Raw genomic sequence first — 26,172 nt, 5'->3', positions numbered from 1 at the left:
GCTCCGATCAGCTCCTAGCGGTGTCGTCGAGCAGTTCCCGCACGGCCTCCGCGACCGTCTCCGGATACTCCATCATCGCCACGTGACCGGCGTCCGGCAGGGTCAGCAGCCGCGAGTCCCGGAAGGCGAGCGCCGCCTTGCGCGCCATACGGTACGCGACGAGCTGGTCCCGTCCGCCGTACACCAGCAGGGTCGGCGCGAGCACCCGCTCCGCCTGCCGCCACAGTCCGTGCTGGCCCCCGAGGGTGTAGGCGTTGACGATACCGCGCGTCGAACGGGTCATCGCCTCCCAGAAATAGGGGAGTTCACCCCGGCGCTCCATCTCCTGGACCGCGTGGCGCAGCCCCTCCTCGGAGACCCGCGCGGGGTCCCCGTAACAGAGCGCCATCACTCCGCGGGTGCGCCGCTCGGCCGTCCAGTCCCGGGAGACCCGGCCGAAGAGGCGGGCGACGCCCGGCAGCGCGAGCAGCGCGGTGGGCACCGCGGTGCGCTGGACCCGCAGCTCGGGGAGGGCGGGGGAGACCAGCGTGAGGGTACGGACCAGATCGGGGCGGACGGCGGCGATCCGGGTGGCGACCGCGCCGCCGAGGGAGTTCCCCAGCAGATGGACCGGGCCCCGGTCGCGGGCGTCGAGATAGCGGATGACCGCGCGGGCGTGCCCGGTGACCGAGTAGTCGCCGTCGCCCGGCGGCGGCGAGTCGCCGAAGCCGGGGAGGTCGACGGCCTCGCCGTCCACCGCGTCCGCGAGCAGCGCCATCACCGCCGACCAGTTCAGCGAGGAGCCGCCCAGTCCGTGCAGGTACAGGGCGGGCGGCAGTCCGTCGCGCGCCGGCGGCCGGGACCGTACCGACAGGGTGAGCCCCGAGAGCGCGACCGAGCGCAGTTCCTCGCCCTCGGCGACCCGCACGGTCGCGACCCTGGGGACCGCGGCGGCGGTGACGGCGGGGACGCCGGGCAGCTCGGTCGAAGACATGCGGCAATGTTACGAGACGATCACACCGCAATTCGTGTGTTCGGCGTCACACATCGCATAGCGCCGTGCCCCTTGAGCTTCTAGGCTCGGAGGTGGACCGTACGCGCGGCCCGCCGCAGCGGATTCCCGGCAGGGATCCGGCGGGATCAACCGGACCGCGCCGGGCCACGAAGGGATGAGGTCCCACGCTTCAGGGAAAGCGGTGCCGTATGGCTGTCGATCCCACCGACCCGAAGGCTTTCGACGAGCAGGACGAGCGCCGCGGCGGCTCCGCGGACGAGGCGGACGACGCGGACACGGCGCGCCGTGAGGCCGAGCCGCTCGGCGACGGGGTCCCCGAAGCCGATGCCGTGGAACAGCGGACGGAGGTGCGCCCAGAGGGGGACGAGCCCCTGACCCACATCGATCCGGACACCGCCAGCGAGGCGGACGCGGTCGAGCAGGCACGCGTGGTAGGTCTCGATGAGGACGACTATCGGTGACGTGCCCCTCTTTGCCCCTGAATAGGGAGCTGCCACGGCTGTCCGGTCCGTGAAATTCTGCGTCCGCGACGCGCATGCCCGCGTTACCCAAAAGTACGATGGCGGCGCTGCGCACAGCGCGCACGGAACAATTTTGGGAGGCGGCGTGACAGCCATCGAGCAGACAGAGGCGGCGCGCCCGCGAGGCACGCGCCTGCCACGCCGAGCCCGCAGGAATCAGCTTCTGGGCGCGGCCCAGGAAGTGTTCGTGGCGCAGGGTTACCACGCGGCCGCGATGGATGACATCGCCGAGCGCGCGGGCGTCAGCAAGCCCGTTCTCTATCAGCACTTCCCCGGCAAGCTGGACCTGTATCTCGCCCTGCTCGACCAGCACTGCGAGGCGCTGCTCCAGGGGGTGCGCACCGCGCTCGCGTCGACGACCGACAACAAGCTGCGGGTGGCGGCCACCATGGACGCCTACTTCGCCTATGTGGAGGACGAGGGCGGCGCCTTCCGGCTGGTCTTCGAGTCGGACCTGACCAATGAGCCGGCCGTGCGCGAGCGGGTCGACCGGGTCTCCCTCCAGTGCGCGGAGGCGATCTCCGATGTGATCGCGGGCGACACCGGTCTCTCCAAGGACGAGTCGATGCTGCTCGCCGTGGGCCTCGGCGGGGTCTCCCAGGTGGTGGCCAGATACTGGCTCTCCAGCGATTCGGGCATCCCGCGCGACCAGGCCGTGCAGCTGCTGACCTCGCTCGCCTGGCGGGGCATCGCGGGCTTCCCGCTGCACGGCTCGGAGGCGGGCGGCGAGCAGCAGTGACCCCGGGCGCCGGGGTTGTTCGCTCCTGGCGTTCCCCCGGGGCGGTCGGCCGCCGCTCCGGCCCGGCTAATGTGTGCGGGGTACGGCGCGGCTGACCGCGCAAACGCACCGACCGTTCGGAGGGACATAGCCGTGGAGGTCAAGATCGGCGTGCAGCACGCGCCCCGGGAGATCGTTCTGGAGAGCGGGCAGTCCGCCGAGGAGGTCGAGCGCGCGGTGGGTGAGGCGCTGGCCGGCAAGGCGCAGCTGCTCAGCCTCGCGGACGACAAGGGCCGCAAGGTCCTGGTTCCGGCGGACCGGATCGCCTACGTCGAGATCGGTGAGCCCGCGGCACGGCGCGTGGGCTTCGGCGCGCTCTAGGGCGCTCCGGAGAGAGAAGTACGGCCAAGGGGCCCGGGCGGGAGTTCTTCCGTCCGGGCCCCTGGCGTGTCGCGGGGCGTTCCCGGCGGGGCCCGGCGGGCCGGGGGTCCGGCGGGCGGCGGGCCGGGGAGCGCGGGAAGCGACGGCCTCGGGGCTCGGGGCGGGGCGGCCTCGGGGCTCGGGGCGCGGGACGGCTTCGGGGCGCGGGGCGCGGGGCGGGCGAACCCGCCCCGGATCTTCGCACGTTCGCCCCCGTCGGAGGGTTGCTTTCCGAGGTCAGCGGGTAGTACGGGCTGTGACCGCCCCATCCCTGCCCGTGCGCGCGAGGTGATCAGCAGTGCTGCTGGAAGTGCTCGGTTCAGTCCTGCTCGGCCTCGCCCTCGCCTGGGCGGCCGACCGCCGGCTCTCCGCCCGTCTCCCGGCCCGCCGGGTGGTCTTTCTCACGGGCCCGGTCGGCGCGCTCTTCGGCCTCTGGGTGACCCATCTGGCACTCGGCCCCGGGCATCTGGTGGGGACGCTGGTCGGCGCGGTGCTGATCGGAGCCGTTCTGCTGTCGCTGCTGCTGCGGCCGCCCGCGCGGCGGCTGCGCGGGGCGCTGCGCTACTGAGCCCTCGTCCGGATTCCTCGGAGCAGAGCTGACATGCCGTCCCCAGCAGCCGCCGCGCGGCCGTCGGTCCCGTCCTCGTCAGGCGGCGAGACCCAGCGCCGCCATCCGCTTGGTGTGCGCCTTGGTGATCCGGGCGAACATCTCGCCGACCGCCGCCAGGTCGAAGCCGTCGGCGACCCCGCCCACCAGCATGGTGGAGAGCGCGTCGCGCTCCGCCACCACCCGCTGGGCCTGGGAGAGGGCCTCGCCCATCAGCCGCCGCGCCCAGAGGGCGAGCCGTCCGCCGAGGCGGGGATCGGCCTCGATGGCGGCGCGCACCTTCTCGACGGCGAAGTTCCCGTGACCGGTGTCGTCGAGGACCGCGAGCACCAGGGCGCGCGTGTCGGAGTCCAGCCGGGCCGCGACCTCGCGGTAGAAGTCACTGGCGATCGAGTCGCCCACATACGCCTTGACCAAGCCCTCCAGCCAGTCGGACGGCGCGGTCTGGCGGTGGAAGTCGTCGAGCGCCTGGGCGAAGGGCTCCATGGCGCCGGTCGGGTCGGCGTCAATCGCGGAGAGCCGGTCCCGCAGCCGCTCGAAATGGTGGAATTCGGCGGAGGCCATCTTCGCCAGCTCCGCCTTGTCGCCGAGGGTCGGCGCGAGCTTCGCGTCCTCGGCGAGTCGCTCGAAAGCGGCCAGCTCTCCATAAGCGAGCGCGCCGAGAAGATCCACCACGGCGGCCCGGTACTGGTGATCGGCGGAGGCGACATCCCAGTTCTGAGCGGCGATACCGGTCTGTGCTGCGGTTTCAGCAGCTCCCGCGGGGTCCGCGGGGGCGGCGGGCTGAATGGGCTGAGCGGCGTTGTCAGGCGTCTCCATGAAGCGCACAATAGCCCGCCCGCACCGACGGGTAAGGGCCTGGTCAGCCGGGCCAGGGGCTCTCCCCCGCCCCTTCGGCACCACGGTTCCTACGAAATCGCCCAACACACATGCGCGAATCCGGGGTACAGTGGTAATGCGCCCGCTGAGCGTTTTTCTGATTCTCGGTGGGCGATCACAGTGTTTGACTGAGGGATTCATTCCTTCTGATCTCTCATGAGGATGCCCGGTCGGTAGCACGATCGGCTCCGAACCGACCGCCCTCCACGCGGACCGTGCGCCCATCGCGCACGACCGTGGATGAGGGGCCCCCTCAGCGGCGAAAGCGCTCGAGCGACGGCAGTGGTCCCGCACCGTCCGGCCAATCCACGGCCGGCCCGTTCACTCCGGTGCGGTACGACCCCCATCGTTCGCCTCGCGCCGCGTCTCACAGAAGAGGCAACACCCTGACTACGCAGCAAACGACGTTCCGGGATCTCGGCATCCTGGCCGAGACCGCCGAAGCGCTCGAAGCCGTCGGCATTCTGTCCCCGTTCCCCATTCAGGAGATGACGCTCCCCGTAGCGCTCTCCGGCAGCGATGTGATCGGCCAGGCCAAGACCGGCACCGGCAAGACGCTCGGTTTCGGTCTCCCCCTGCTCGAGCGCGTCACCGTCCCCGCGGACGTCGAGGCGGGCCGGGCCAAGCCCGAGCAGCTCACCGACGCCCCGCAGGCCCTCGTCGTCGTCCCCACCCGCGAGCTGTGCACCCAGGTCACCAATGACCTGCTGACCGCCGGCAAGGTGCGCAATGTGCGCGTGCTGGCGATCTACGGCGGCCGGGCGTACGAGCCGCAGGTCGAGGCGCTCCGCAAGGGCGTCGATGTGATCGTCGGCACGCCGGGCCGGCTGCTCGACCTCGCGGGCCAGAAGAAGCTCGACCTCTCCAAGGTGCGGGCGCTCGTCCTCGACGAGGCCGACGAGATGCTCGACCTGGGCTTCCTCCCGGACGTCGAGAAGATCATCCAGCAGCTGCCGGTGCGCCGTCAGACGATGCTGTTCTCGGCGACCATGCCGGGCGCGGTCATCGGCCTGGCCCGCCGCTACATGTCGCAGCCCACGCACATCCGCGCCACCGCGCCGGACGACGAGGGCGCGACGGTCGCCAACATCACCCAGCGGGTCTACCGCGCGCACTCGATGGACAAGCCCGAGATGGTCTCGCGGATTCTCCAGTCGGACGGCCGCGGCCTCGCGATGATCTTCTGTCGTACCAAGCGCACGGCGGCGGACATCGCGGACCAGCTCGCCCAGCGCGGCTTCGCCTCCGGCGCGGTCCACGGCGACCTCGGCCAGGGCGCGCGCGAGCAGGCCCTGCGGGCCTTCCGCAACGGCAAGGTCGACGTCCTGGTCTGCACCGACGTCGCCGCCCGCGGCATCGACGTCGACGGTGTGACGCACGTCATCAACTACCAGTCCCCCGAGGACGAGAAGACCTATCTGCACCGGGTGGGCCGCACCGGCCGCGCGGGCAGGTCCGGCACCGCGGTCACGCTGGTGGACTGGGACGACATCCCCCGCTGGCAGCTGATCAACAAGGCGCTGGACCTGGGCTTCCCGGACCCGCCGGAGACGTACTCGACCTCCCCGCACCTCTTCGAGGAGCTGGGCATCCCTGCGGGCACCAAGGGCGTGCTGCCCCGGACCGAGCGCACCCGCGCCGGTCTGGCCGCCGAGACGCTGGAGGACCTGGGCGAGACGGGCGGCCGCGGCCGCCGGTCGCCCGCCCCCGCCCAGCAGCAGCAGGAGGAGCGCCCGGCACGTACGCGGACCCCGCGTCAGCGCCGCCGCACCCGCGCGGGCGCCCCGGCGACCGCGCCCGCCCCCGAGGTCTCGATGGACGCCCCGGCCGCGCCGGCCGCCGCGGACCCGGCGGCGGAGCCCCGTACCCCGAGGCGTCGCCGCCGTACGCGGGTCGCCGCGCCGGTGGAGATCGCCCCGGCGGCTCCGGCGGAGCAGCCGGCCCGGGCCGAGGCCGCCGTCGCGGTGGCCGATCCGGTCGCCGAGACCGTCGCCGAGGCCGAGGCCGAGGTGAAGCCGCGCCGTCGCAGGACGCGTGCGGTGAAGGCCGTGGAGCCGGCGGAGGCCGCCGTGGCGGTCGCCGAGCCGGTGGCGACGCCGGTCGCGGACGCCGAGCCGGAGACCAAGCCGCGCCGTCGCACCCGCGCCGTCAAGGCCGTCGACACCGCCGAGGCCGTCACCGCCGAAGCCGCCGAGACCAAGCCGCGCCGCACCCGCGCCGCCAAGGCCGTCACCGCCACGGAACCGGCCACCGCCGACGCCGAGCCGGAGACCAAGCCGCGCCGACGCACCCGCGCCGTCAAGGCCGTCGACACCGCCGAGGCCGTCACCGCCGAGGCCGACGCCGAGACCAAGCCCCGCCGCACCCGCGCCGCCAAGGCCGTCACCGCCACGGAACCGGCCACCGCCGACGCCGAGCCGGAGACCAAGCCCCGCCGACGCACCCGCGCCGTCAAGGCCGTGGCCCAGCCCGACGCCTGACCCGTACCACCCGTACAGCCCGACGGCCCGGCCCTGAACCCAGGGGCCGGGCCGTCGGCGTTCGGCCCCGGGCGGCCGGGCCGGGGCGGAATCGGTAGCCTCGGAGCATGAGCCGGCCGCCGACCTTCACGCCCCCCGCCTGCGCCGTCTCCCGCGCGCTGCACACCTCGCGCGGGGACTTCGCCGTCCTCGACGCACAGCCCGGGAAGGACGGGGAGAACGGGCTCAAGGGCGCCGCGCTCCTCCTGCCCGGGTTCACCGGGAGCAAGGAGGACTTCATCGCGATGCTCGAACCCCTCACCCGGTCGGGGTACCGGGTGATCTCCGTCGACGGACGCGGGCAGTACGAGACCGAGGGCCCCCACGACGAGGACGCCTACGCCCAGCACGAGCTGGCGCTCGACGTCCTCGCCCAGGCCGAAGCCGTGACCGCGGCCGTCGGCGACGGCCCGCTCCACCTCCTCGGGCACTCCCTCGGCGGCCAGATCGCCCGCGCCGCCGTGCTGCTGGACCACACCCCGTTCCGTACGTTCACGGTCATGTCCTCCGGGCCCGCCCGGGTCGTCCCCGCCCAGCGGGAGAAGATCCGGATGCTGAGCGAGGCGCTGGCCGTGATGGGGATGGAGCAGGTCTGGGACGCGATGCGGGCGGCCGAGCCGCCGGAGGCCGCCGAGGTCGAGGGTCGCGAAGACCTGCGGCGGCGCTGGCTGCGCCACAACCCCGTACAGCTGATCGCCACGGGCCGTCAGCTGACGGCCGAGCCCGACCGGGTGGCCGAGCTGGCCGCCGTACGCCCGCTGCCCACGCATGTCATCAGCGGCGAGCGGGACGACACCTGGCCGGTGCCGCTGCTGGACGAGATGGCGCTGCGGCTCGGCGCGCCCCGGACCGTGATCGCGGGGGCCGAGCACTCGCCGAACACCGACCGCCCGTACGAGACCTCGGCGGCCGTCGCCGACTTCTGGGACCGGCACTGAGAGCCGCCGCGCTCCGTACGGCGGGCGGGACCGTCAGAGCTGCGCCTGAAGGTGCTGCCAGAAGCCGTCCCGCAGCGCCCTTCTGAGCACCGCGTACCCCCGCAGCGACCGCTGGAGCAGCCGTTCCGCCTCGATCAGCAGATCCTGGTCCACCGGCCCGGGGAGATAGGGATGGCCCGGCAGCAGCTCCGCCATCGCGTCCCGGCCGCGCTCGGCCAGCCAGGACGCGGCGATCTGCGCGCCCACGAACCGCACCTCGTCGCGGGAGGGCGGCGGCGCGCCCTCGTTCTCGTACACCGTGACGGGCCTGCGGGTGATGTACGGACGGCAGAAGTCGAGGTCGAAGGTGCGCTGGCTGTCCACCTCCCACAGCAGCGGCTCCGCCTGATTGCGGCCGTCGCCCGCCTCGATGCCCCAGAGATGGACCCGGGCCCCGTACCCCTGGGCCGCCTCGACCGCCGAGACGAGATCCTCGTCGCCGCCGACGAGCGCCGCGTCGCTGATCGCGCGGTGCCGGGCGAGCGATTCCAGATCCGTGCGGATGAGGGAGTCGACGCCCTTCTGCTGGTTGTTGGCGTTGAGATTGCCGAGGCGGACCTTCACATCGGGCAGCTCGGCGATCGACTGCTGCTCGGGGGTGTGGATGCGCCGGCGGGCGCCGTCGTACCAGTACACCCGCAGCAGCCGGCTGTCCGCGAAGATCGTGCGGGCCTTGTCGATGAACGCCTCGATCATGCCTTCGGCGTCGAGGTCGAAGGAGCGCCGGTCCTCGGTGCCGGTGACCAGCAGGCCGGCGGCAGCGTAGACATAGCCCGCGTCCACGAAGATCGCGTGCGTCGACGGGGTCTTGGCGACCTCGGCGAGCATGCGCCGCAGCAGGTCGTTGGTGTGCTCCACCCGGGCGGCGAGGGCGGCGAGCGTCTCCTCGTGGTGCGCCTCCGGGTCGGTGTCCGGGTCGGTGTCCGGATGGATCTCGGAATGGATCTCGGGATGGATCTCCGGACCGGTGTGGAGGCCGGATTCAGGGCCGGGTCCCGGGCCTGAGTCGGGCCCGGTCGCGGGGCTGTGCTCTGGGTCGTTCATACGCAGCCCATTTTCCGGCCGTCAGCGGGTACCCGCCAGTAGTTAGACAAGGAAAGATTTTCTTTAGTGTAGGGAATGTTTGCAAGCTACATCGCTGTTGTAGCAGGTGACACCAGTTCTCCTGCAGGAGGATCAGACGAAGGGAGAAGCCCTTGCGCTTCGAGATCATGCGCCTGGACGACGTCAATGGCTCCGCCGTGGACAGCACCGTCGTGGACGCCGCCTCCGTCAACCGGATCGTGCAGCAGGCCGCCGCGACCGGCCAGCGCATTTATATCCGACCGGTCGAACCCTCGGCCTTGTAACACCTGAACGCGCTCATGATGTGAGACGCCCCCGTACGGATGAGCCGTACGGGGGCGTTCGTCGTTCCCGGCGGTCCTGGGGCGCCCGGGCTCCCCGCCCGCTCAGCCGCCCTGGACGACCTGGGTGACGCCGTTGATGATCTGCTGCACCGCGATCGCGGAGAGCATCATCCCGGCCAGCCGGGTCACCAGCACCACACCGCCGTCCTTGATCACCCGGATGATCAGCAGCGAGTAGCGCATGGCCGCCCAGAGCACCACATGCATCGCCACGATCGCCGCCCAGACCGCGACCTGCGCCGATCCGCTGTCCGCGTTCTGCACGGCGAGGATCACCGAGACGATCGCGCCGGGCCCGGCCAGCAGCGGCATGCCGAGCGGGACCAGCGCGACATTGACGTCCTTGGTCTGTTTGGGTTCGTCGGTCTTGCCGGTGAGCAGATCGAGCGCGATGAGCAGCAGCAGCAGACCGCCCGCGATCATCAGCGCCGGGACGGAGACATGCAGATAGTCGAGGATCTGCTGGCCCACGAGTCCGAAGACGGTGATCACGCCGAAGGCGACCGCGACCGCCTGCCAGGCCATCCGGCGCTGCACCTTGGCGGGCCTGCCGGAGGTCAGGGCGAGGAAGATCGGAGTGACCCCGGGGGGATCCATGATCACAAAAAGGGTCAGAAAGAGAGAGCCGAAGACGGCAGCGTCGAACACGTTGAGGGCCTTGCGAGGAGAAGAGGAAGAAGGAGGAGGTAGGGAGGGCGCGGCGCGCTAGGCGCGGATTCCCCCCGCGCCGGGCACCGGGAAGGCCCCGGTCGCGCGCCGCGTGATCTCGCCGTAGATCTCCGGGTCGGTGGTGTACTCGCCGAGCCCGACGTCCTTGCGGCTGCCGTGGTAGTCGCTGGATCCGGTGGTCAGCAGCCCGAGGTCCGCGGCGAGTCCGCGCAGCCGCCCCCGGGCGGGCGCGTCATGGTCCATGTGGTCGACCTCGACGCCGTCGAGACCCGCGGCGGCCAGCTCGGCGATCGCCGTCTCGGAGACCGTGCGTCCGCGCTTGACGGCCGCGGGGTGGGCCAGGACGGCGACCCCGCCGGCGGCCTTGACCAGCCGGACCGCGGTGAAGGGGTCCAGTTCGTGCTTGACGACGTGCGCCCGGCCGCCGTCGGCGATCCACTCGGGGCTGAAGGCGTCGGAGACGGTCGGTACGACGCCCAGCTCCACCAGCGCGGTCGCGATGTGCGGGCGGCCGACGGAGCCGTCCCCGGCGATCCGGGCGACCCGCTCCCACTCCAGCGGCACGCCCAGCCCGCGGAGCTTGTCGACCATCGCGCGGGCGCGGGGCACCCGGTCGTCGCGCAGCAGCTCCCGCTCGCGCAGCAGCTCCGGCTCGTCCGGGTCGAAGAGATACGCCAGGAGATGCAGGCCCACCCCGTCGAGGGCGCAGGAGATCTCGGCCCCGGTGACGAGGGTCAGGCCCTCGGGGAGCGCGGCGAGCGCCGGGGCGTGGCCCCGGGTGGTGTCGTGGTCGGTGAGGGCGACGACGTCCAGACCGATCCCGGCGGCGTGCCGGACCAGCTCGGCGGGGGTGTCCGTACCGTCCGACGCCGTGGAGTGGGTGTGCAGATCGATGCGCACGACGCTGACTCCAGGGGCTGAGGCCGGACAGAGGACGGAACGAGTGTATCGGGCAACCGGAACCGCCCCGCCCCGCGCTCGGCGCAGGGGGCCGGGGCCGGGCGTGAGCGGCGTGACGGGAGCCGGGGCGCGGGGCCCTAGGAGAGCACGCGGGGCCCTAGGAGAGCAGTCGGGGCGAGAGCGCCCCGCACGGCACCAGCTCCACTTCCGCGCCCGCGTCCCGGAGATCGGTGAGGACGAGTTCGTCGTACATCAGCAGACCGGACTGCTCGGGCCAGACGATCGCCCAGAGCCAGAGGCCCCGTGCCTCTCCCGCGAAGACGGCGCGGTCGGGGGGGACGGCGCTGACGTGCCACAGGGGGGTGGGCCTGCCCGCGGCGAGGACCTTGGCGTGGGGCGGGCCCGAGACATTGATGTACGGGCCGGGGTCCGGCCCGTCGATGCCCGCGTACCGCGCTCCGAGGCCGACGCCCAACTCCTCGGCCACCAGGAGCAGTTCGCCCATCCCGCCGAGGGGGCCGGGGCCGGAGCAGGCGACCGCGGTGGCTCTGCCGCCGCTGCGGTCGTCGCCCGCGTAGGCGACGCCGGTGAAGAGCCAGCCGACCGGCAGCGGCCAGGGCATCCACACCGGGACTCTCGCGCGGTGCACGACGACACCGAGGGCCTCGACACTGGGCGGGATCACCGGCTGGAGCGGGTGGACCGTGCCATGCACGGAGCACTGCCAGGATTCGGCGAAAAGACCGGGCGCCCTGACCCGGCCACCGCACTTCGGGCAACTGGGTTCGCCCCTCATAGCGCTCAACGGTCCTACCCGGCCGCCGCCGCGTCAAGGACGATCACCCGTCCGGCGTGTGCGCGTACGCTCCGGAGCGGGCCGGTTCGAACCCGGGCGGGCCGAAACGGCGTCCGATCCGGGTCCGATCCGCGTCCAGACCGGGTCCAGACCGCGTCCAGACCGGGGCCTGCCGGGTCCGATTCGCGTCCGGTCGCGGCGGCTTCAGTCCAGGGCCACGGAGCCGCGCAGGGGATCCCGCGGATCCGTCCCCCGGGCGAGCCAGCGCTCCTGGAGGGCCTGGGCGCCGTGGACCCTTTTCCACGCCGCCTCGTTCGGGGTCATCGGCAGCAGCGGCAGAAAGCGGACCGGGTCCATCGGGGCGGTCTGCTCCAGATCCTCGACCAGTCCGCCGGGCTCGGCGACCAGCACCGAGGTGAAGGGCGCCTCGGGCCAGAGCGGGCCCCCGACGTCGAGCGAGGCCCCGGGGGTCACCACCACGCCCTCGACCTGCGGCGACGCGGCGAGCACGGCGAGGGGGCGGAGCACCTCGTCGGTCCGGGCGAGCCCCGCCCGCACCGACAGGACCAGCTCGGCGCGCGGCCCCTTCACCGGGTCGGCGAGGACCGAGGCGGGGTCGCTCATCGGGTGGGCGGACATCCCGAGGGTGGCGTACCGAACGACCCCGCTGTCCCGGTCAAAGAACCGGAGCACCTCAATCCGGTCCGTCCCGAGAAACGTCACCGCGGCGCGGGCGTCCGGTTCGCCGAGCGCCGTACAGAGCCTGGCCTCGACCAGAGCAAGAACTTCTCCCATCCGGCGAGCATAAATCGCACAGCGAATGGGCAAACCCAGGAATTGGCCCTCAGTTGGCTGATAGTCTTGGCCGCTGGCCGAGGTGGCGTGCTTGAAGCACGCGGAGACGGTACGCGGAAGCGGTGTCCTCCAGCCCCGGCGACACGTCTATCCCCTACGGGGGACCGGCCGGAGGAGGTGGGGTCTGCGGTGGATCGAAGTCGACCGTGCAGTACCGACCGCTCTTCCGTACGGCATCACTTCCCGGTGATCTGAGGCCTTCCAGCACAGGGCCCACGGCATTCCGTACCGCGGCGCTCAGCACCCCCGGCATCCCGTCCGGCAGCGCCCCGTCCCGCGGAATTCGCACGACGGAAGAGCACTTCGTTTTTGCCTGTCTGTAGCGAACGCCGTCACCGCGACCTCGCGGTGCCGCCCGCTTTGCGGACGTAATGTCCACGTCCCCATTCCGGGCTGTGCCACGCCACTCGCCGACGGCCTCTCCGTGAAGGAGCCAGCCATGTCGATGATCCGTGACCTGCGTGCGGCGGTCCGCCCCGCGCTGCGCAAGACCAGTGCCGCCTACCACTCGTACGACGCCACCCGCGATCCCTCGGCCTCCAGCGCCGTGGTCGACTGCGCGGTCTACCGCGACGGCCGCCGGCTGGAGAGCGGGACCTGCCCGTCGCCGCGCGAGGCGATGCTGAAGGTGCGCGAGGGCGGCGGTTTCGCCTGGATCGGGCTGCACGAGCCCACCGAGGAGGAATTCGCCGGAATCGCCGCCGAGTTCGGGCTGCACCCGCTCGCCGTCGAGGACGCCGTCCACGCCCACCAGCGGCCCAAGCTGGAGCGGTACGACGACACCCTCTTCACGGTCTTCAAGACGATCCACTACGTCGAGCATGCCGAACTCACCGCGACCAGCGAGGTCGTGGAGACCGGCGAGGTGATGTGCTTCACCGGCCGGGACTTCGTCATCACCGTCCGGCACGGCGGCAAGGGCTCGCTGCGGGCGCTGCGGCACGGGCTCCAGAAGGACGCCGAGCTGCTGTCCAAAGGGCCGTCGGCGGTGCTGCACGCGATCGCCGACCATGTGGTCGACGGGTACATCGCCGTCGCGGCGGCCGTGCAGGACGATATCGACGAGGTCGAGATCGATGTCTTCTCCGCCCCCTCCAAGGACCGGCAGCGCGGCAGCGACGCCGGACGGATCTATCAGCTCAAGCGCGAGGTGCTGGAGTTCAAGCGGGCCGTCTCGCCGCTGCTGCGGCCCATGCAGCTGCTGAGCGAGCGGCCGATGCGGCTGATCGACCCCGACATCCAGAAGTACTTCCGCGACGTGGCCGACCACCTCGCCCGGGTGCAGGAGGAGGTCATCGGCTTCGACGAACTCCTGAACTCCATCCTCCAGGCCAATCTGGCGCAGGCGACGGTCGCGCAGAACGAGGACATGCGCAAGATCACCTCCTGGGCGGCGATCATCGCGGTGCCGACGGCGGTCTGCGGGGTGTACGGGATGAACTTCGACCACATGCCGGAGCTGAAGTGGGAGTACGGCTATCCGGCGGTGCTGACCGCCATCGCCGGGATCTGCTTCGCGATCCATCGCACGCTCAAGCGCAACGGCTGGCTCTGAAGATCTCTGGATAAGCTGCGGGCATGACAGATCAGCTGCTCGGCCAGGCCCTCGTCGAGGAGGCCACCAAGAAGTCCGGCCTCGTCTGGGTCCGGGGCGAGGGACCCGAGCGGGCACTGTGGCACGTGTGGCACGAGGGAGCGGCGTATCTCGTCGGCGACGGCGCGGGCGAGCAGCCGCTGACGGGGCTCGTCGACGGGGGTACGGCGCAGGTCACCGTGCGCAGCAAGGACAAGGGCGGGCGGCTGGTCGGCTGGACGGCGTCGGTGAGGGAGCTGGAGGCGGGCTCCGAGGAGTGGGAGGCGGTGCTGCCGGAGCTGAAGGGGAAGCGGCTGAACGCGGTGGAGGCGGAGAAGGTGGCGGAGCGGTGGGCGCGGGAGTGCCGGGTGCTGTGTCTGACCCCGGTCTCGTCCACCACCGAGCACCCCGCCGGCTCCCTCGCGGCGCCTCCGCCCCTCACCCCGGCCACCACCCGCAACGCGATCCCCGACGCCCTCCCCCGCCTCCTCCGCAAAAAACGCCCCAAGCACACCCCGCCCTCCTGAACCTCCCGGTCCCCCGGGGCGGGGGTTCGTCCTCCCGGACGGGCTGGATTCGCCTGCGCGTCGCCCCCGGGGCCGGGGCGTGTCCTCAATCGCCGGACGGGCTGAGTTTCCCCGCGCGTCGCCCCCCGGGGCCCGGGGGTGTTTTCAAGCGCCGGACGGGCTGGAATTCCCTGTGCACCGCCCCCGGGCGCAAGGCTTGTCCTCAAACGCCGGACGGGCTGAACTTGCCCGCGCGTCGCCCCCGGGGCCCGGGGCCGTCCTCAATCGCCGGACAGACTGGGTTTCGCCCCGCCGCTCAGTGTCGGCCCGGCTGGCCCCGGTGCTCGGACGCGGCGCCCCCACCCCCGGGTCCGTCCTCAATCGCCGGACAGGCTTGAGTCCCCTTCAGCCCCCGGCCCGAATCGCCGGACGGGCTTGAGTGGCCTTCAGCCCCCGGCCCGGCACCCAGTCGGCCGATCTGCTTCCACCGAGACACAGCCAGCCCCGCCGGTCACGCACCCAGCCTCGCCGACATGATCAGCCTCGCCGGCGATTGAGGCGCACACGGGCCTGAGCAGGCCAACCCGCCAGCACACACCCAGCCCCGCCGGCGACTGAGGCGCACACCGGCCTGAGCAGGCCAACCCGCGAGCACACCCCCAGCCCCGCCGGCGATTGAGGCGCACACCGACCCGAACAAACCAACCCGCCAACACACCCCCAGCCCCGCCGGCGATTGAGGCGCACACCGACCCGAACAAACCAACCCGCCAACACACCCCCAGCCCCGCCGGCGATTGAGGCGCGGGGACCCGGGTCGATCAAGCCCCGCCGGCGATTGAGGCGCGCACGGGGCCCGGGGTCGGGGGCGTGGGGGCGCGGTGCGGGCTCGCGGGGTGGAGGGGAGGGTCAGTCGCTGCTCTTGGGGAGCTGGCCCCCGTAGTCCACCGTCTCCCCCTTCGCCGGCGCCGCCAGCTCAAACCCCGCATCCCACTCCCCCAGCGTCAGCACCCCCTTCCCCCCGGCCCGGGCGAACCTCAGCGGATACGGCTCCCCCTCCAGCGCCACATCCAGCACACCCCCCGCCCCCTGCTCCGCCTGCACCTTGATCGTCTGCACGCCGCCGACCTTGGTGCGCTCCCCCTTGCTGAGCTTCCCCTGCATCCCGAGCAGCCCATTGAGCAGCGAGTCCATCTCGGTGAAGCCCCGGAACTCCCGATACGCCGGATCGCCCTGAGGAACCTTCACATACTTGTCACCGAGCTTCCCCGCCGCCTCCGCGTCGGCCTTGCTGGGCGTCGTGCCGCCGCCCGCGCCCGCCGCCTTGCCGTCCTCGTGCTTCCAGAAGCCCGCGTCGGCCTTGAGATAGAGGTCGTCGGCGATCCGCAGCAGCTCGAAGGTGTTGTCCTTGGAGGTCACCGAGCCCGATCCGCCGTCTTCCTTCAGCCGCATGTTCAGTCTGAAGGTGCCGCCCTCGCTGACGAGCGTCCCCGAGAGCCGTACCGCGTCCGCGGCCTCCGCCGCCGCGCGCGCCTTGTCCTCGATCTCCTCCGCGGAGAGTTTTCCGACGCCGTTGGTCCCCTTGTCGGGGTCCGGCTTCTCCTCCTCGGCGCAGGCCGTGGCGGAGAGGACCAGACCGGCGCAGAGCGCCAGGGAAGACACGGCCCTGCGGGCCCGGGACACCGAGGAATCCGAGGAATCCGAGGGGAGGTGAGCCACCTGCACACTGCCTCTCATCTGCTTGTCGTGCGCTGGATACGGGAGCGCAGTCCGCAGCGTACCGGTGCCGGAGACAGCCCTACGCAGGCAGTGGCGCGGACGCCGTACGGACCACGGCCGACGGCGGTGCGGATCGGTACGAGCTAGCCTGAAGCCCTTGAACAACGGCTTTTGGGGCCGGAGCGGCCCGGCGGGCCACGGAGCGGGACGGAGGTGTGGATCATGGTGGCGAGCGCTCATCGGATCTTCGTCTCGCACCTCGCCGGGGTGCCCGTCTTCGACCCCAACGGCGACCAGGTCGGCCGGGTCCGCGACCTGGTCGCGATGCTGCGCGTCGGCGGCCGCCCGCCCCGGCTGCTCGGCCTGGTGGTGGAGGTGCTCAGCCGCCGCCGGATCTTCCTCCCGATGACCCGGGTCACGGGCGTCGAGTCCGGCCAGGTGATCACCACCGGAGTGCTGAACGTCCGCCGCTTCGAGCAGCGCCCCACCGAGCGCCTGGTCCTCGGCGAGCTGCTCGACCGGGGCGTACGGCTGGTGGACAGCGACGAGGAGGCCACCGTTCTCGATGTGTCGATCCGCCGGCTGCCCGCGCGCCGGGACTGGGAGATCGACAAGGTCTTCGTCCGCCGGGGCCGGGCCGGGGCCCTCCGCCGCCGCGGGGAGACGCTGACCGTGGAGTGGTCGGCGGTCACCGGCTTCTCCCTGGAGGAGGACGCCCAGAGCGCGGAGAGCCTGGTCGCCACCTTCGAGCGGCTGCGCCCCGCCGACCTCGCCAACGCGCTCCACCATCTGACGCCCAAGCGCCGCGCCGAGGTCGCCGCCGCCCTCGACGACGACCGGCTCGCCGATGTGCTGGAGGAGCTGCCGGAGGACGACCAGGTGGAGATCATCGGCAAGCTCCAGGAGGAGCGGGCCGCCGACGTCCTGGAGGCGATGGACCCCGACGACGCGGCGGACCTCCTCTCCGAGCTGCCCGAGGCCGACAAGGAGCGGCTGCTCGCGCTGATGCGCCCGGGCGACGCCGCCGATGTGCGCCGGCTGCTCTCGTACGAGGAGCGCACGGCGGGCGGTCTGATGACCACCGAGCCGATCGTGCTCCGGCCGGACGCGACGGTCGCGGACGCGTTGGCGCGCGTACGCCAGCAGGATCTCTCGCCCGCGCTCGCCGCCCAGGTGTATGTGTGCCGCCCGCCGGACGAGACGCCGACCGGCAAGTACCTGGGCACCGTGCACTTCCAGCGGCTGCTGCGGGATCCCCCGTTCACCCTGGTCGGCTCGGTGGTGGACAGCGATCTTCCGCCGCTGTCCCCGGACACCCCGCTGCGGGCGGTGACCAGCTATCTCGCCGCGTACAACATGGTCGCGGCCCCGGTCGTGGACGAGATCGGCTCGCTGCTGGGCGCGGTGACCGTGGACGACGTCCTCGACCATCTGCTGCCCGACGACTGGCGGGAGACGGAGTTCGAGGAGTCGGCGCATGGCTAGCCCGGCCGCCGGCGCCGGCCGCCGGGACGACCGGGGGACGTGGGCCCGTGGGTAGCGGCGGCGACCCCGGGCCCGGCGAGCAGCGGGAGCGGACGCCCTCGGGGGCGACCGCCGCGCCCAGGCCCCGCGTACGGCTCGATCTGCCGCGCCCTCCGCGCCGTACCCTGCTGCCGGAGTACGACCCCGAGGCGTTCGGGCGGCTCTCCGAGCGGATCGCGCGCTTCCTGGGCACCGGCCGGTTCATCGTCTGGATGACGCTGATCGTCATCGTGTGGGTGGCGTGGAACGTCTTCGCCCCCCGGGACCTGCGCTTCGACGAGTACCCGTTCATCTTTCTGACCCTGATGCTGTCGCTCCAGGCCTCGTACGCGGCCCCGCTGATCCTGCTGGCGCAGAACCGGCAGGACGACCGGGACCGGGTCACCCATGAACAGGACCGCAAGCAGAACGAGCGGTCGATCGCGGACACCGAGTATCTGACCCGGGAGATCGCCGCGCTGCGGATGGGCCTCGGCGAGGTCGCGACCCGGGACTGGATCCGTTCGGAACTGGAGGACCTGGTCAGAGAGATGGAGGAGCGCCGCGTGGTATTCCCGCGCGAGCACTCTTCGGGCAGTGACGAAGCCGACCGCTGACGGGCTTTCCGGGGCCGGGAGTCAGCGCCGTACCATCGTCGTATGGCTACGGAAGACGCGGTGCTCGCGGCACTGGCGACAGTGAACGACCCCGAGATCCACCGCCCCATCACCGAACTCGGCATGGTCCAATCGGTCGAGGTCGGAGCGGACGGTGTGGTTGCCGTCACGGTGAATCTGACGGTCTCCGGCTGTCCGATGCGAGAGACGATCACCAACAATGTGACGGACGCGGTCGCTCGGGTCGAGGGGGTCACCCGGGTCGATGTCACGCTCGGCGTGATGAGCGACGAACAGCGGCGGGAGCTGGCCACCTCGCTGCGCGGCGGCACCGCCGAGCGCGAGGTCCCCTTCGCCCAGCCCGGCTCGCTGACCAGGGTGTACGCGGTGGCCTCCGGCAAGGGCGGCGTCGGCAAGTCGTCGGTGACGGTGAATCTGGCCGCGGCGATGGCGGCCGACGGACTGAAGGTCGGCGTCGTGGACGCCGACATCTACGGCCACTCGGTGCCCCGGATGCTGGGCGCGACCGGCCGGCCCACCCAGGTCGAGAACATGATCATGCCGCCGTCGGCGAACGGGGTGAAGGTCATCTCGATCGGGATGTTCACCCCGGGCAACGCCCCGGTGGTGTGGCGCGGCCCGATGCTGCACCGCGCGCTCCAGCAGTTCCTGGCGGATGTGTACTGGGGCGATCTGGATGTGCTGCTGCTCGATCTGCCGCCGGGCACGGGTGATATCGCGATCTCGGTGGCCCAGCTGGTGCCGAACGCGGAGATCCTGGTCGTCACCACCCCCCAGCAGGCCGCGGCCGAGGTCGCCGAGCGGGCCGGTTCGATCGCCGTGCAGACGCATCAGAAGATCGTCGGCGTGGTGGAGAACATGTCCGGCCTGCCGTGTCCGCACTGCGACGAGATGCTCGACGTCTTCGGCACCGGCGGCGGCCAGCGGGTCGCCGAGGGGCTGACGAAGACGACCGGGACGAATGTGCCGGTGCTGGGCGCGATCCCGATCGACGTACGGCTCCGGGAGGGCGGCGACGAGGGGAAGCCGGTGGTGCTCACCGACCCCGAGTCCCCGGCCGGCGCGGCGCTGCGGACGATCGCGGGCAAGCTGGGCGGGCGTCAGCGGGGGCTGTCGGGGATGAGCCTCGGGATCACCCCGAGGAACAAGTTCTAGCGCCGTCCGGGCGCGCGGGGCGGACCCGCGGGACCGGTTCCGCGCCCGCCCGGCGCTCCGGCCGCCGCCGACGCCCCGACCCGGGTCACCGCCCGCGCCCCGGGTCACCGCCCGCGCGGCGGTGACCTCCGGGCGTGCGGGCTGCGGCGTACCGCACCCCGGCGCACGGGCCGGGCCCACGGGCCTCAGGCGTACGGCGTGAGGTCCCGCACCACGCTGAATCCGAGCCCGTACGCGCTCATGCCCCGGCCGTACGCGCCGATGTGCGCCCCGCCCTCGGTCGATCCGGCCAGCACCCAGCCGAACTCGGACTCGCGGTAGTGGAACGCCGTCGGCTCACCGTCGACGGGCAGCGAGAGCGCCGACCACTCGGGTCCGCCGAGATCGTCGGCGAGTTCGAACGCGGCCTCGGTCTGCTGGTCCAGCCAGTCGTCCCGCAGGGAGTGGTCGAGCTGGGCGGGCCAGGTGTGGGCGAGCAGCCCGGAGCCGGCCAGCCAGGCGGCCGACGAGGCCGTGGTGGCGTCCAGGACCCCGGTGCCGTCCGCGCTGTCGCGGACCGGGCTGGCGGCGATGGTGATGACCACCGCGAAGCGTTCCTTCTCGGCGGCGGCGGCCTCGGACCGTATCGACGGCTCGTCGCCGTGGCCGATCGAGCCGTGCTGGACGACGCCGTCCGCGCCGGTGGCGATCTGCATCAGCCGGCGGGGGCCGGTGAACGCCTCGTCCAGCGCGTACCAGGGGAAGGGCGCACGGGCGTACGCCTCCATCGTGCGGCGGGCCGCGGCGCCCGGACCCGCGCCCGGGGCGTCGGCCGTCCCGGGACCCGCGGGGTCGTGGGCGTCCGGCGAGTGCGGCGAGTCCGGGTCAGGGGAATCGCCGACCGTGCTTTCCGCCGTTGTTCGACTGGTCGTCTCCATCTGGCCGGCCGCCTCCTCTGTGTCCGGGGTCCGGAGCGGACCCGCCCCCCTCGGGCGTCCTCGCGTCCTGACAGATGGAGAGAATAGCCACCCTGTCCCGGCGCGAACGGATTGACCGCCGTCCGGCGGCGTGTGCGCCCGGCTCGGGCGACGCCCATTGGTGTATACGCGGCGCGGTCGGCGGGTCCGGCTCAGGTGGCGTCGGCGTCGAAGGGCGGTCGCTCGTCGCGGTCGACCTTGTCCCGCTTCTTGAGCAGGTCGGGGGTGCCGGAGGAGGAGCCGCCGGCGGTCGCGGCGGGGACCGCGGGGACGACGGCCTCGGGGCGGTCCTTGGAGTTCACCGCGTCCGCGACGTCGTTCATCTCCTTGCGGAGGTCGAAGGAGCCGCCCAGCTCCTTCAGCTCCTTGAGATCGTCGTTCCCGTCGAGCTGCTTGCGGATGAACGTCTTGGGGTTCAGATCCTCGAACTCGAAGTCCTTGAACTCGGGACCCAGCTCGGTGCGGATGTCCTGCTTCGCGTTGTCCGAGAACTCCCGGACCTTGCGAATGAAGCCGGTGATGTCCTGGATGACCTTCGGCAGTTTGTCCGGGCCGAAGACGAGCACGGCGAGCACGACCAGAGTCACCAGCTCCAGTGCGCCTATGTCATTGAACACCCTGTCGCTCCTCGTGTGCTCGGCCGGCCCGTGGGCCGGATCAGTTCAGGGCCCGATCCACGGTACCCGCCGCGTCTCGGGTGAGTCACGTGCCGCAGCCCGTCAGTCGTCGCCTCCGGCGGTGCCGAGGGTGAGGGCGACGGTCCGCTCCTTGCCGGAGCGGGTCAGGGTGAGGCTGAGCCGGTCGCCCGGCCGATGGGAGCGGATCTTGACGATCAGCTCCTCCCCGCTGTGCACCCGGTGGCCGTCGACCTCGGTGATCACGTCGCCCGGCCGGATGCCGGCCTTGGCGCTGGGGCCGTCCGGGGTGACCGACGGAGTGCCGTCCTTGCCCTTCTCGCCGACGCGCGCGCCGTCGCCGGTGTACTTCATGTCGAGGCTGACGCCGATCACGGGATGAGTGGCCCGGCCGGTGTTGATCAGCTCTTCGGCGACGCGCTTGCCCTGGTTGATCGGGATGGCGAAGCCGAGGCCGATGGAGCCGGACTGCGCGCCCTCGCCGCCCGCGCCGGTGTCGGCGGCGCGGATGGCGCTGTTGATGCCGATGACCCGGGCCTTGGTGTCGACCAGCGGGCCGCCGGAGTTCCCGGGGTTTATCGGGGCGTCGGTCTGGAGCGCGTCGACATAGCTGATGTCGCTGCCGTCGCCCTTCTCGCCGCCCGCGGTGATGGGCCGTTCCTTGGCGCTGATGATGCCGGAGGTCACGGTGTTCTGGAGGTCGAAGGGGGCGCCGATGGCGACCACCGGATCGCCGACCTGGACGTTGTCGGAGTTACCCAGGGGCAGCGGGGTGAGTCCGGAGACGGCGACGACCTTGACGACGGCGAGGTCGTAGCCGCTGTCCTTGCCGACGAGGGTCGCCCTGGCGGTCTCGCCGCCGCTGAACGTGACGGAGATCTCGCCGCTCGGTCCGGCGGGGTCCACGACGTGGTGGTTGGTGAGGATGTGGCCCTGCCGGTCGAGGACGAAGCCGGTGCCGGTGCCCTGTTCGCCGCCGCCGCTGACATGGAGGGTGACCACGCTCGGCAGGGCGCTGGCGGCGATCCCCGCGACGCTGTCGGGGGCGCGGTCTCGGTTCTCGCCGGGAGCCTGGTCGAGTTCGACCTCGGCGATGCCGCCGTTGCGTTCGATGTACGCGCCGACGCCGCCGCCGATGCCCCCGGCCACGAGCGCCAGCAGCAGCCCGCCGATCAGTACCGCGCCGCGTCTGCCCCTGCGCCGGGGAGGCTCGCCGACGTGCGTGAGGGGCGCTGGGGCCCCCGGGGCGCTCCAGGGGTCGTAGTGGCCCCACTGCGCCGTCCCGGGCCCGGTGGGGGCGTCCTGGGGGTGCCCCTGGGGTCCGTGGGGGTGCTGCTGGTGCGCGGCGTGCGGGTGCGGCGCGGGCGCGTGTGGCGGAAGGTGCGGCCCCGGGGGCGGCCGGTGACCGGCGTACGGGGGCGCGGGGGGTACGGGGGTGCCTCCGGCGGGGGTGGGCACGGGGCGCTGCACGGGAGGGGCCGGGGCCCAGGGGCCCGGGTCGCCGTAGGGCGGGGTGCTGTATTCGTCGGGCTCGTGGAGCGGCCCGGGCGCGGCGCGGTCCTCGGCGGCCGGAACGTCCACCGGTCCGTCCGCCGGAACGTCCACCGGGGCGTTCGCCGGTCCGTCCGCCGGGACGGGGGCGGGCTCGCCGGGGGCGGGCGGTGCGGTGTCCGGCGCGGGCGGGCGCCCGGGCTCCCGGTGCGGAGGCTGTTCCGCGCTGGGCCGGCTCCACCACTTGGCCCTGGACCCGCCAGGCTTCCCGTCGTCCATGCTCTCCCCGCCAACTGCCGTCCGCTGCGGCACCCCCGCGGGCACCCCTCCGAGGATTCAACCAGGTTTGCGAATCTCCGCGCAGGGGGCCGGACAGGGGGGCGGGTCAGCGAGTGGACGCCAGGGGCGGCGCGGGGTGTGCGGGAGCAACGAGGTGGGTGGGAGCGGGCGTTGCCGACAGGACGGGGCCGGGGGTGGCGGCGGTGGCGAAGGAGAAGGCCGTGCTCGTGGGACGTATCAGCGGCGGAGGGGCGAGCGCGGCGGTCCCGAGGGCGGCCGGGACGGACAGCGGGCGGTGCAGCGGGTCCCCGGGGGTGAGCGGTCCGGGCACGGAGCGGCCGATCACTCGCTCGTCGGAGCGGGCGGGGGCCTGGGTCGCGCCGCGGCGGCGCTCGAACTCGGCGCTGCGGGCGCCGGCGGAGGTGGTGGGCAGCCCGGAGCCCGCGCCGGCGGGTCCGGAGCCGGAGCCGGCCTGCATGGGGGTGACCGCGTTGCCCGGGGTGGCGCCCCTGGCCGACTGGACCGAGGTGTCCGCGACGGGCATGGCTCCGCCCAGGGCGATGGCCGCGAAGGAGACCGCGCTGGCGGCGGCGAACGCGAATCTGCGGGCACGCCAGGGAGAGCGCTCGCCCTCCGGGCGGCCCACCTCATGGATGCGGAAACCCCCGGAACGACCGGGGAGCGCCGGGGCGGCCGGATGCCCCTCGGGGACGTATCCAAAAGTCTCCGGGCGGCGGTCGCCGGGTCTTCCCGACGACGGCGTCACCCCGGCGAAGATCGAGTCGATGACGCGGCCGCCGTCGAAGGGGCCGCCCCGGTCGTCGGCTCCCGGTCCGGCCGGGAGGCCCTGGAGCCGCGCGAGCAGCCCCTCGGAGGGGGGAGGGGGCGCGGCCTGCGCGAAGACGTCCTTGAGCCGCCGCTGGGCGTCGGCCTCGGCCTTGCACTTCGGGCAGGTCGCCAGATGGGCGAGGACACGGTCCCTGGCGTCGTGTTTCAGCTCGCCGTCGACGAGCGCCGCGAGCCGGTCCCCCAGGTGCTGTTCCGCCGGGGTCGGACTGAATCCACTCACGCGGCTCCGCCCTCCCCTGCCAATCCAACCGCCCCCGCCAGCGTGCGCTGCTCGGCGCGGGCCTCCGGGGAACGGTGCTTGAGCGCCTTGCGCAGATGCGAGCGGCCTCGGTGGATACGGCTGCGGACGGTGCCCAGCTTGACGCCCAGGGTCGCGGCGATCTCCTCGTACGACAGTCCCTCGATGTCGCAGAGGACGACGGCGGCGCGGAACTCGGGCGCGAGGGTGTCCAGCGCCTGCTGGACGTCGGCGTCGAAGTGGGTGTCGTTGAACACCTGCTGCGGGGAGGGCTCGCGGCTGGGGAGCCGCTCGGCCGCGTCGTCCCCGAGCGCGTCGAAGCGGATGCGCTGCTTCCTGCGGACCATGTCCAGGAAGAGATTGGTGGTGATGCGGTGGAGCCAGCCCTCGAAGGTGCCGGGCGTGTAGGTGGAGAGCGAGCGGAAGACCCGGACGAAGACTTCCTGGGTCAGGTCCTCGGCGTCGTGCTGATTGCCCGTGAGGCGGTACGCGAGACGGTAGACCCGGCCGCTGTGCGTGCTGACGATCTCCTCCCAGGTGGGAGGGGTCCACGCCTGCGATTCCGCATCCGATGCGAAGGTCGCGGTTGCCGCGGAGTCGGTGGTGCGAGAACGGTCAGCGGTGTTGGTCACGGATTTCGGCTCACCCGGTGACCTGAGGAAGCGCCTCAGCACTCCCTTACGATCCGCAGGTGCAGCCGCACCTCCCCTATCGGCTCTGGTGGTGTCCAGCGGAGCCCCTACCATAGCCACCTCGCCCGTTAGCTCCGGATAAGAATCTTTACGCGAATTTGGGTGCTGCTTCCAGCTCTGATCCATTGCTCCCCCCTGTCCCGTACAACGCCCGGTCCCATCTGCGGGTTCCCGGGGTCAGCGGATACAGTCAACGTCGCGTTCAACTACGGGGACAGGAGAGGCCCATTACCGCAAACCGGCAGACAAGCTGGGCGTTCGCCGACGCCTTTGTCGCCGAGGACGACGCGCTGCGCTGGGCCCGTGAGCGGGCCCGCGACTCAGGGCTTCCCTCGGTGTCGCCAGGGACCGGCGCCGCGCTGCGACTGCTGGCCGCCACCGCGGATGCGAAAGCGGTGGCGGAGATCGGTACGGGGACGGGCGTCTCCGGGATCTATCTCCTCCAGGGCATGCGGCCGGACGGGGTGCTCACCACGGTGGACCCGGAGCCGGAGCGCCAGCAGTTCGCCAAGCAGGCGTTCCGCGCGGCGGGCTTCGCGGGGAACCGGGCGCGCTTCATCCCCGGGCGCGCCCTCGACGTCCTGCCCCGGCTCGCGGACGGCGGGTACGACCTGGTCTTCTGCGACGGCGACCGGACGGAGTCGCTGGAGTGCCTGGCGGAATCGTTGCGGCTGCTGAGACCCGGCGGCCTCGTCTGCTTCGAGGGCGTCTTCGCGCGCGGCCGTACGGTCGACTCCGCGGCCCAGCCGGCCGAGGTGCTGCGGCTGCGGGAGCTGCTGCGCGCGGTGCGGGAGAGCCAGGAGCTGCTGCCGTCGCTGCTGCCGGTGGGCGACGGTCTGCTCTGCGCGGTCCGCCGGGGCTGACCCGGCCGGACACGGGGGCCGGACCCACCCGGCTCGGCCACCGGACCCACAGACCGGACACGGACCCGACCCGGACACCGGACCCACAGACCGGACGCGGACACGGACACCGGACCGACGGACCGGCCACCGGGACCGGCACGTCACCGTTCCGGAAACGGCTGAAAAAATTCGGCCGGGAATGTGTGACCGAAGCGTTCCGCGGGCACCCGATCAGCAGGCCGCCGAGGGCGGTCGACGCCGGCGCACGGCCCCGGGGAGGGTCGGGACAACACTCCGCCCCGGCGCCTGAGCGGCACCGGGGCGGGATGACTGTTGGCGCGTACCGCGCTCGTCAGCCGACGACCTTCTTCAGAGCATCGCCCAGCGCTTCGGCTTCGTCCGGGGTCAGCTCGACGACAAGCCGACCGCCGCCTTCGAGCGGAACGCGCATGACGATGCCCCGCCCCTCCTTGGTCACCTCGAGCGGGCCATCACCCGTCCGCGGCTTCATGGCCGCCATGCTCGTTCCCCTTCCTGAAACCAGCTCATCGTCAGCCGACGGCAGCCTGAGTAGGCGCGCGTCCCGGCATCGAACACATTGCTTCCAGGTCATTATCCCGCATGGCGGGACCCGATGACCAACATCGGTCGGCATCGCTTAGGCAACGCGCTCTCGCAAAACCACCCAATTCGGCGATCCGCCTGCGATACTTCGCCGCCCGCGACGGCTTCGGGAGGGAAGTCCGGCCGGTCCCGGTTTGACGCAGGTCACATGACCGGAGCCCGGAAACTCCGCCATGCTGAGCCCCGACACCACCGCAGAGCCGCG

27 protein-coding genes are annotated in these 26,172 nt (G+C 72.4%); 13 read left to right on the top strand and 14 right to left on the bottom strand.

The features are described from left to right. Positions 1 to 7: 7 nt before the first annotated feature. Positions 8 to 973 carry an alpha/beta fold hydrolase gene (locus ACF089_RS13310; RefSeq protein ID WP_392025576.1) on the bottom strand — a complete coding sequence of 322 codons (966 nt, stop codon included), beginning with the start codon at positions 971 to 973 and terminating at the stop codon, positions 8 to 10. A 209-nt stretch (positions 974 to 1,182) separates the two neighbouring features. On the opposite strand from ACF089_RS13310, the gene ACF089_RS13305 reads away from it, so the two are divergent. The 4 genes from ACF089_RS13305 to ACF089_RS13290 all read left to right on the top strand — a co-directional run bounded on the left by ACF089_RS13305 (position 1,183) and on the right by ACF089_RS13290 (position 3,221). Continuing rightward, a complete protein-coding gene (locus tag ACF089_RS13305) occupies positions 1,183 to 1,455 on the top strand; it encodes a hypothetical protein (RefSeq protein WP_392025574.1) in 273 nt (90 codons plus the stop codon). A gap of 145 nt (positions 1,456 to 1,600) precedes the next feature. After that, positions 1,601 to 2,254 (top strand): TetR/AcrR family transcriptional regulator, encoded by a 654-nt coding sequence (locus ACF089_RS13300; RefSeq protein WP_392025573.1) that lies wholly within the window; start codon positions 1,601 to 1,603, stop codon positions 2,252 to 2,254. 132 nt (positions 2,255 to 2,386) lie between these two features. Next, positions 2,387 to 2,614 (top strand): DUF3107 domain-containing protein, encoded by a 228-nt coding sequence (locus tag ACF089_RS13295; RefSeq protein WP_392025571.1) that lies wholly within the window; start codon positions 2,387 to 2,389, stop codon positions 2,612 to 2,614. Positions 2,615 to 2,951: 337 nt separating this feature from the next. Then, the gene (locus ACF089_RS13290; RefSeq protein ID WP_392025569.1) at positions 2,952 to 3,221 is read left to right on the top strand and encodes a hypothetical protein; all 270 of its coding nucleotides are present in this window, start codon (positions 2,952 to 2,954) and stop codon (positions 3,219 to 3,221) included. Positions 3,222 to 3,299: 78 nt separating this feature from the next. Here ACF089_RS13290 and ACF089_RS13285 read toward each other — a convergent pair whose 3' ends face one another. Continuing rightward, positions 3,300 to 4,079, bottom strand: a complete 780-nt coding sequence (locus ACF089_RS13285) for a ferritin-like fold-containing protein (protein WP_392025567.1) — start codon at positions 4,077 to 4,079, stop codon at positions 3,300 to 3,302. 548 nt (positions 4,080 to 4,627) lie between these two features. Here ACF089_RS13285 and ACF089_RS13280 point away from each other — a divergent pair. Both ACF089_RS13280 and ACF089_RS13275 read left to right on the top strand, forming a co-directional pair. Next, on the top strand, positions 4,628 to 6,619 hold the full coding sequence (locus tag ACF089_RS13280; protein ID WP_392025565.1) for a DEAD/DEAH box helicase: 1,992 nt from the start codon (positions 4,628 to 4,630) through the stop codon (positions 6,617 to 6,619). A gap of 107 nt (positions 6,620 to 6,726) precedes the next feature. Further along, complete coding sequence (locus ACF089_RS13275) at positions 6,727 to 7,596, top strand: alpha/beta fold hydrolase (protein ID WP_392025563.1); 870 nt, start codon at positions 6,727 to 6,729, stop codon at positions 7,594 to 7,596. A 33-nt stretch (positions 7,597 to 7,629) separates the two neighbouring features. Here ACF089_RS13275 and ACF089_RS13270 read toward each other — a convergent pair whose 3' ends face one another. Next, positions 7,630 to 8,463 (bottom strand): NYN domain-containing protein, encoded by an 834-nt coding sequence (locus tag ACF089_RS13270; RefSeq protein WP_392025740.1) that lies wholly within the window; start codon positions 8,461 to 8,463, stop codon positions 7,630 to 7,632. Positions 8,464 to 8,831: 368 nt separating this feature from the next. Between ACF089_RS13270 and ACF089_RS13265 the strand changes: the two genes are divergently transcribed. After that, on the top strand, positions 8,832 to 8,984 hold the full coding sequence (locus ACF089_RS13265) for a hypothetical protein (protein ID WP_392025561.1): 153 nt from the start codon (positions 8,832 to 8,834) through the stop codon (positions 8,982 to 8,984). A gap of 102 nt (positions 8,985 to 9,086) precedes the next feature. Here the strand turns inward: ACF089_RS13265 and ACF089_RS13260 are convergent, their stop codons facing one another. From ACF089_RS13260 to ACF089_RS13245, 4 genes are all read right to left on the bottom strand, one after another. Continuing rightward, positions 9,087 to 9,692: a MarC family protein gene (locus ACF089_RS13260; protein WP_392025559.1), complete on the bottom strand. Its 606-nt coding sequence runs from the start codon at positions 9,690 to 9,692 to the stop codon at positions 9,087 to 9,089. Positions 9,693 to 9,749: 57 nt separating this feature from the next. Next, entirely contained in the window at positions 9,750 to 10,613 is an 864-nt protein-coding gene (locus ACF089_RS13255) for a PHP domain-containing protein (RefSeq protein ID WP_392025558.1), read from the bottom strand. 157 nt (positions 10,614 to 10,770) lie between these two features. Then, positions 10,771 to 11,409 (bottom strand): DUF6758 family protein, encoded by a 639-nt coding sequence (locus ACF089_RS13250; RefSeq protein ID WP_392025557.1) that lies wholly within the window; start codon positions 11,407 to 11,409, stop codon positions 10,771 to 10,773. A 204-nt stretch (positions 11,410 to 11,613) separates the two neighbouring features. Then, on the bottom strand, positions 11,614 to 12,204 hold the full coding sequence (locus tag ACF089_RS13245; RefSeq protein WP_392025556.1) for a suppressor of fused domain protein: 591 nt from the start codon (positions 12,202 to 12,204) through the stop codon (positions 11,614 to 11,616). A gap of 499 nt (positions 12,205 to 12,703) precedes the next feature. Here ACF089_RS13245 and ACF089_RS13240 point away from each other — a divergent pair, with 499 nt between their 5' ends. After that, positions 12,704 to 13,819 carry a magnesium and cobalt transport protein CorA gene (locus ACF089_RS13240; RefSeq protein WP_392025555.1) on the top strand — a complete coding sequence of 372 codons (1,116 nt, stop codon included), beginning with the start codon at positions 12,704 to 12,706 and terminating at the stop codon, positions 13,817 to 13,819. 23 nt (positions 13,820 to 13,842) lie between these two features. Beyond that, positions 13,843 to 14,364 carry a hypothetical protein gene (locus ACF089_RS13235; RefSeq protein WP_392025554.1) on the top strand — a complete coding sequence of 174 codons (522 nt, stop codon included), beginning with the start codon at positions 13,843 to 13,845 and terminating at the stop codon, positions 14,362 to 14,364. An 888-nt stretch (positions 14,365 to 15,252) separates the two neighbouring features. Here ACF089_RS13235 and ACF089_RS13230 read toward each other — a convergent pair. Further along, positions 15,253 to 16,080 carry a hypothetical protein gene (locus tag ACF089_RS13230; protein ID WP_392025552.1) on the bottom strand — a complete coding sequence of 276 codons (828 nt, stop codon included), beginning with the start codon at positions 16,078 to 16,080 and terminating at the stop codon, positions 15,253 to 15,255. Positions 16,081 to 16,284: 204 nt separating this feature from the next. On the opposite strand from ACF089_RS13230, the gene ACF089_RS13225 reads away from it, so the two are divergent. The 3 genes from ACF089_RS13225 to ACF089_RS13215 are packed head-to-tail and all read left to right on the top strand — an operon-like array spanning position 16,285 to position 19,358. After that, entirely contained in the window at positions 16,285 to 17,547 is a 1,263-nt protein-coding gene (locus ACF089_RS13225) for a magnesium transporter MgtE N-terminal domain-containing protein (RefSeq protein ID WP_392025551.1), read from the top strand. A gap of 47 nt (positions 17,548 to 17,594) precedes the next feature. Beyond that, the gene (locus ACF089_RS13220; RefSeq protein WP_392025550.1) at positions 17,595 to 18,182 is read left to right on the top strand and encodes a DUF1003 domain-containing protein; all 588 of its coding nucleotides are present in this window, start codon (positions 17,595 to 17,597) and stop codon (positions 18,180 to 18,182) included. Positions 18,183 to 18,224: 42 nt separating this feature from the next. Further along, positions 18,225 to 19,358: an Mrp/NBP35 family ATP-binding protein gene (locus ACF089_RS13215; protein ID WP_392025548.1), complete on the top strand. Its 1,134-nt coding sequence runs from the start codon at positions 18,225 to 18,227 to the stop codon at positions 19,356 to 19,358. Between the two features lie 185 nt (positions 19,359 to 19,543). On the opposite strand, the gene ACF089_RS13210 is transcribed toward ACF089_RS13215, so the two are convergent. From ACF089_RS13210 to sigE, 5 genes are all read right to left on the bottom strand, one after another. Further along, complete coding sequence (locus tag ACF089_RS13210; protein WP_392025738.1) at positions 19,544 to 20,125, bottom strand: hypothetical protein; 582 nt, start codon at positions 20,123 to 20,125, stop codon at positions 19,544 to 19,546. A 341-nt stretch (positions 20,126 to 20,466) separates the two neighbouring features. Then, positions 20,467 to 20,931 carry a sec-independent translocase gene (locus ACF089_RS13205; protein ID WP_392025547.1) on the bottom strand — a complete coding sequence of 155 codons (465 nt, stop codon included), beginning with the start codon at positions 20,929 to 20,931 and terminating at the stop codon, positions 20,467 to 20,469. Positions 20,932 to 21,033: 102 nt separating this feature from the next. Next, complete coding sequence (locus tag ACF089_RS13200; protein ID WP_392025545.1) at positions 21,034 to 22,719, bottom strand: trypsin-like peptidase domain-containing protein; 1,686 nt, start codon at positions 22,717 to 22,719, stop codon at positions 21,034 to 21,036. Positions 22,720 to 22,825: 106 nt separating this feature from the next. After that, a complete protein-coding gene (locus tag ACF089_RS13195) occupies positions 22,826 to 23,788 on the bottom strand; it encodes an anti-sigma factor family protein (protein ID WP_392025544.1) in 963 nt (320 codons plus the stop codon). After that, a complete protein-coding gene (gene sigE / locus ACF089_RS13190; RefSeq protein ID WP_392025542.1) occupies positions 23,785 to 24,552 on the bottom strand; it encodes an RNA polymerase sigma factor SigE in 768 nt (255 codons plus the stop codon). Before sigE ends, ACF089_RS13195 begins: the two co-directional genes overlap by 4 nt. A 107-nt stretch (positions 24,553 to 24,659) precedes the next feature. Between sigE and ACF089_RS13185 the strand changes: the two genes are divergently transcribed. Continuing rightward, positions 24,660 to 25,361, top strand: a complete 702-nt coding sequence (locus tag ACF089_RS13185) for an O-methyltransferase (protein ID WP_392025736.1) — start codon at positions 24,660 to 24,662, stop codon at positions 25,359 to 25,361. Between the two features lie 334 nt (positions 25,362 to 25,695). On the opposite strand, the gene ACF089_RS13180 is transcribed toward ACF089_RS13185, so the two are convergent. Next, the gene (locus tag ACF089_RS13180) at positions 25,696 to 25,863 is read right to left on the bottom strand and encodes a DUF3117 domain-containing protein (RefSeq protein WP_009997451.1); all 168 of its coding nucleotides are present in this window, start codon (positions 25,861 to 25,863) and stop codon (positions 25,696 to 25,698) included. Positions 25,864 to 26,172 lie beyond the last annotated feature (309 nt).

The sequence above is a fragment of the Streptomyces sp. NPDC014894 genome, from assembly GCF_043080985.1.
Classification (GTDB): Bacteria; Actinomycetota; Actinomycetes; order Streptomycetales; family Streptomycetaceae; genus Streptomyces.
This window is presented reverse-complemented; position numbering and strand designations above follow the sequence as displayed.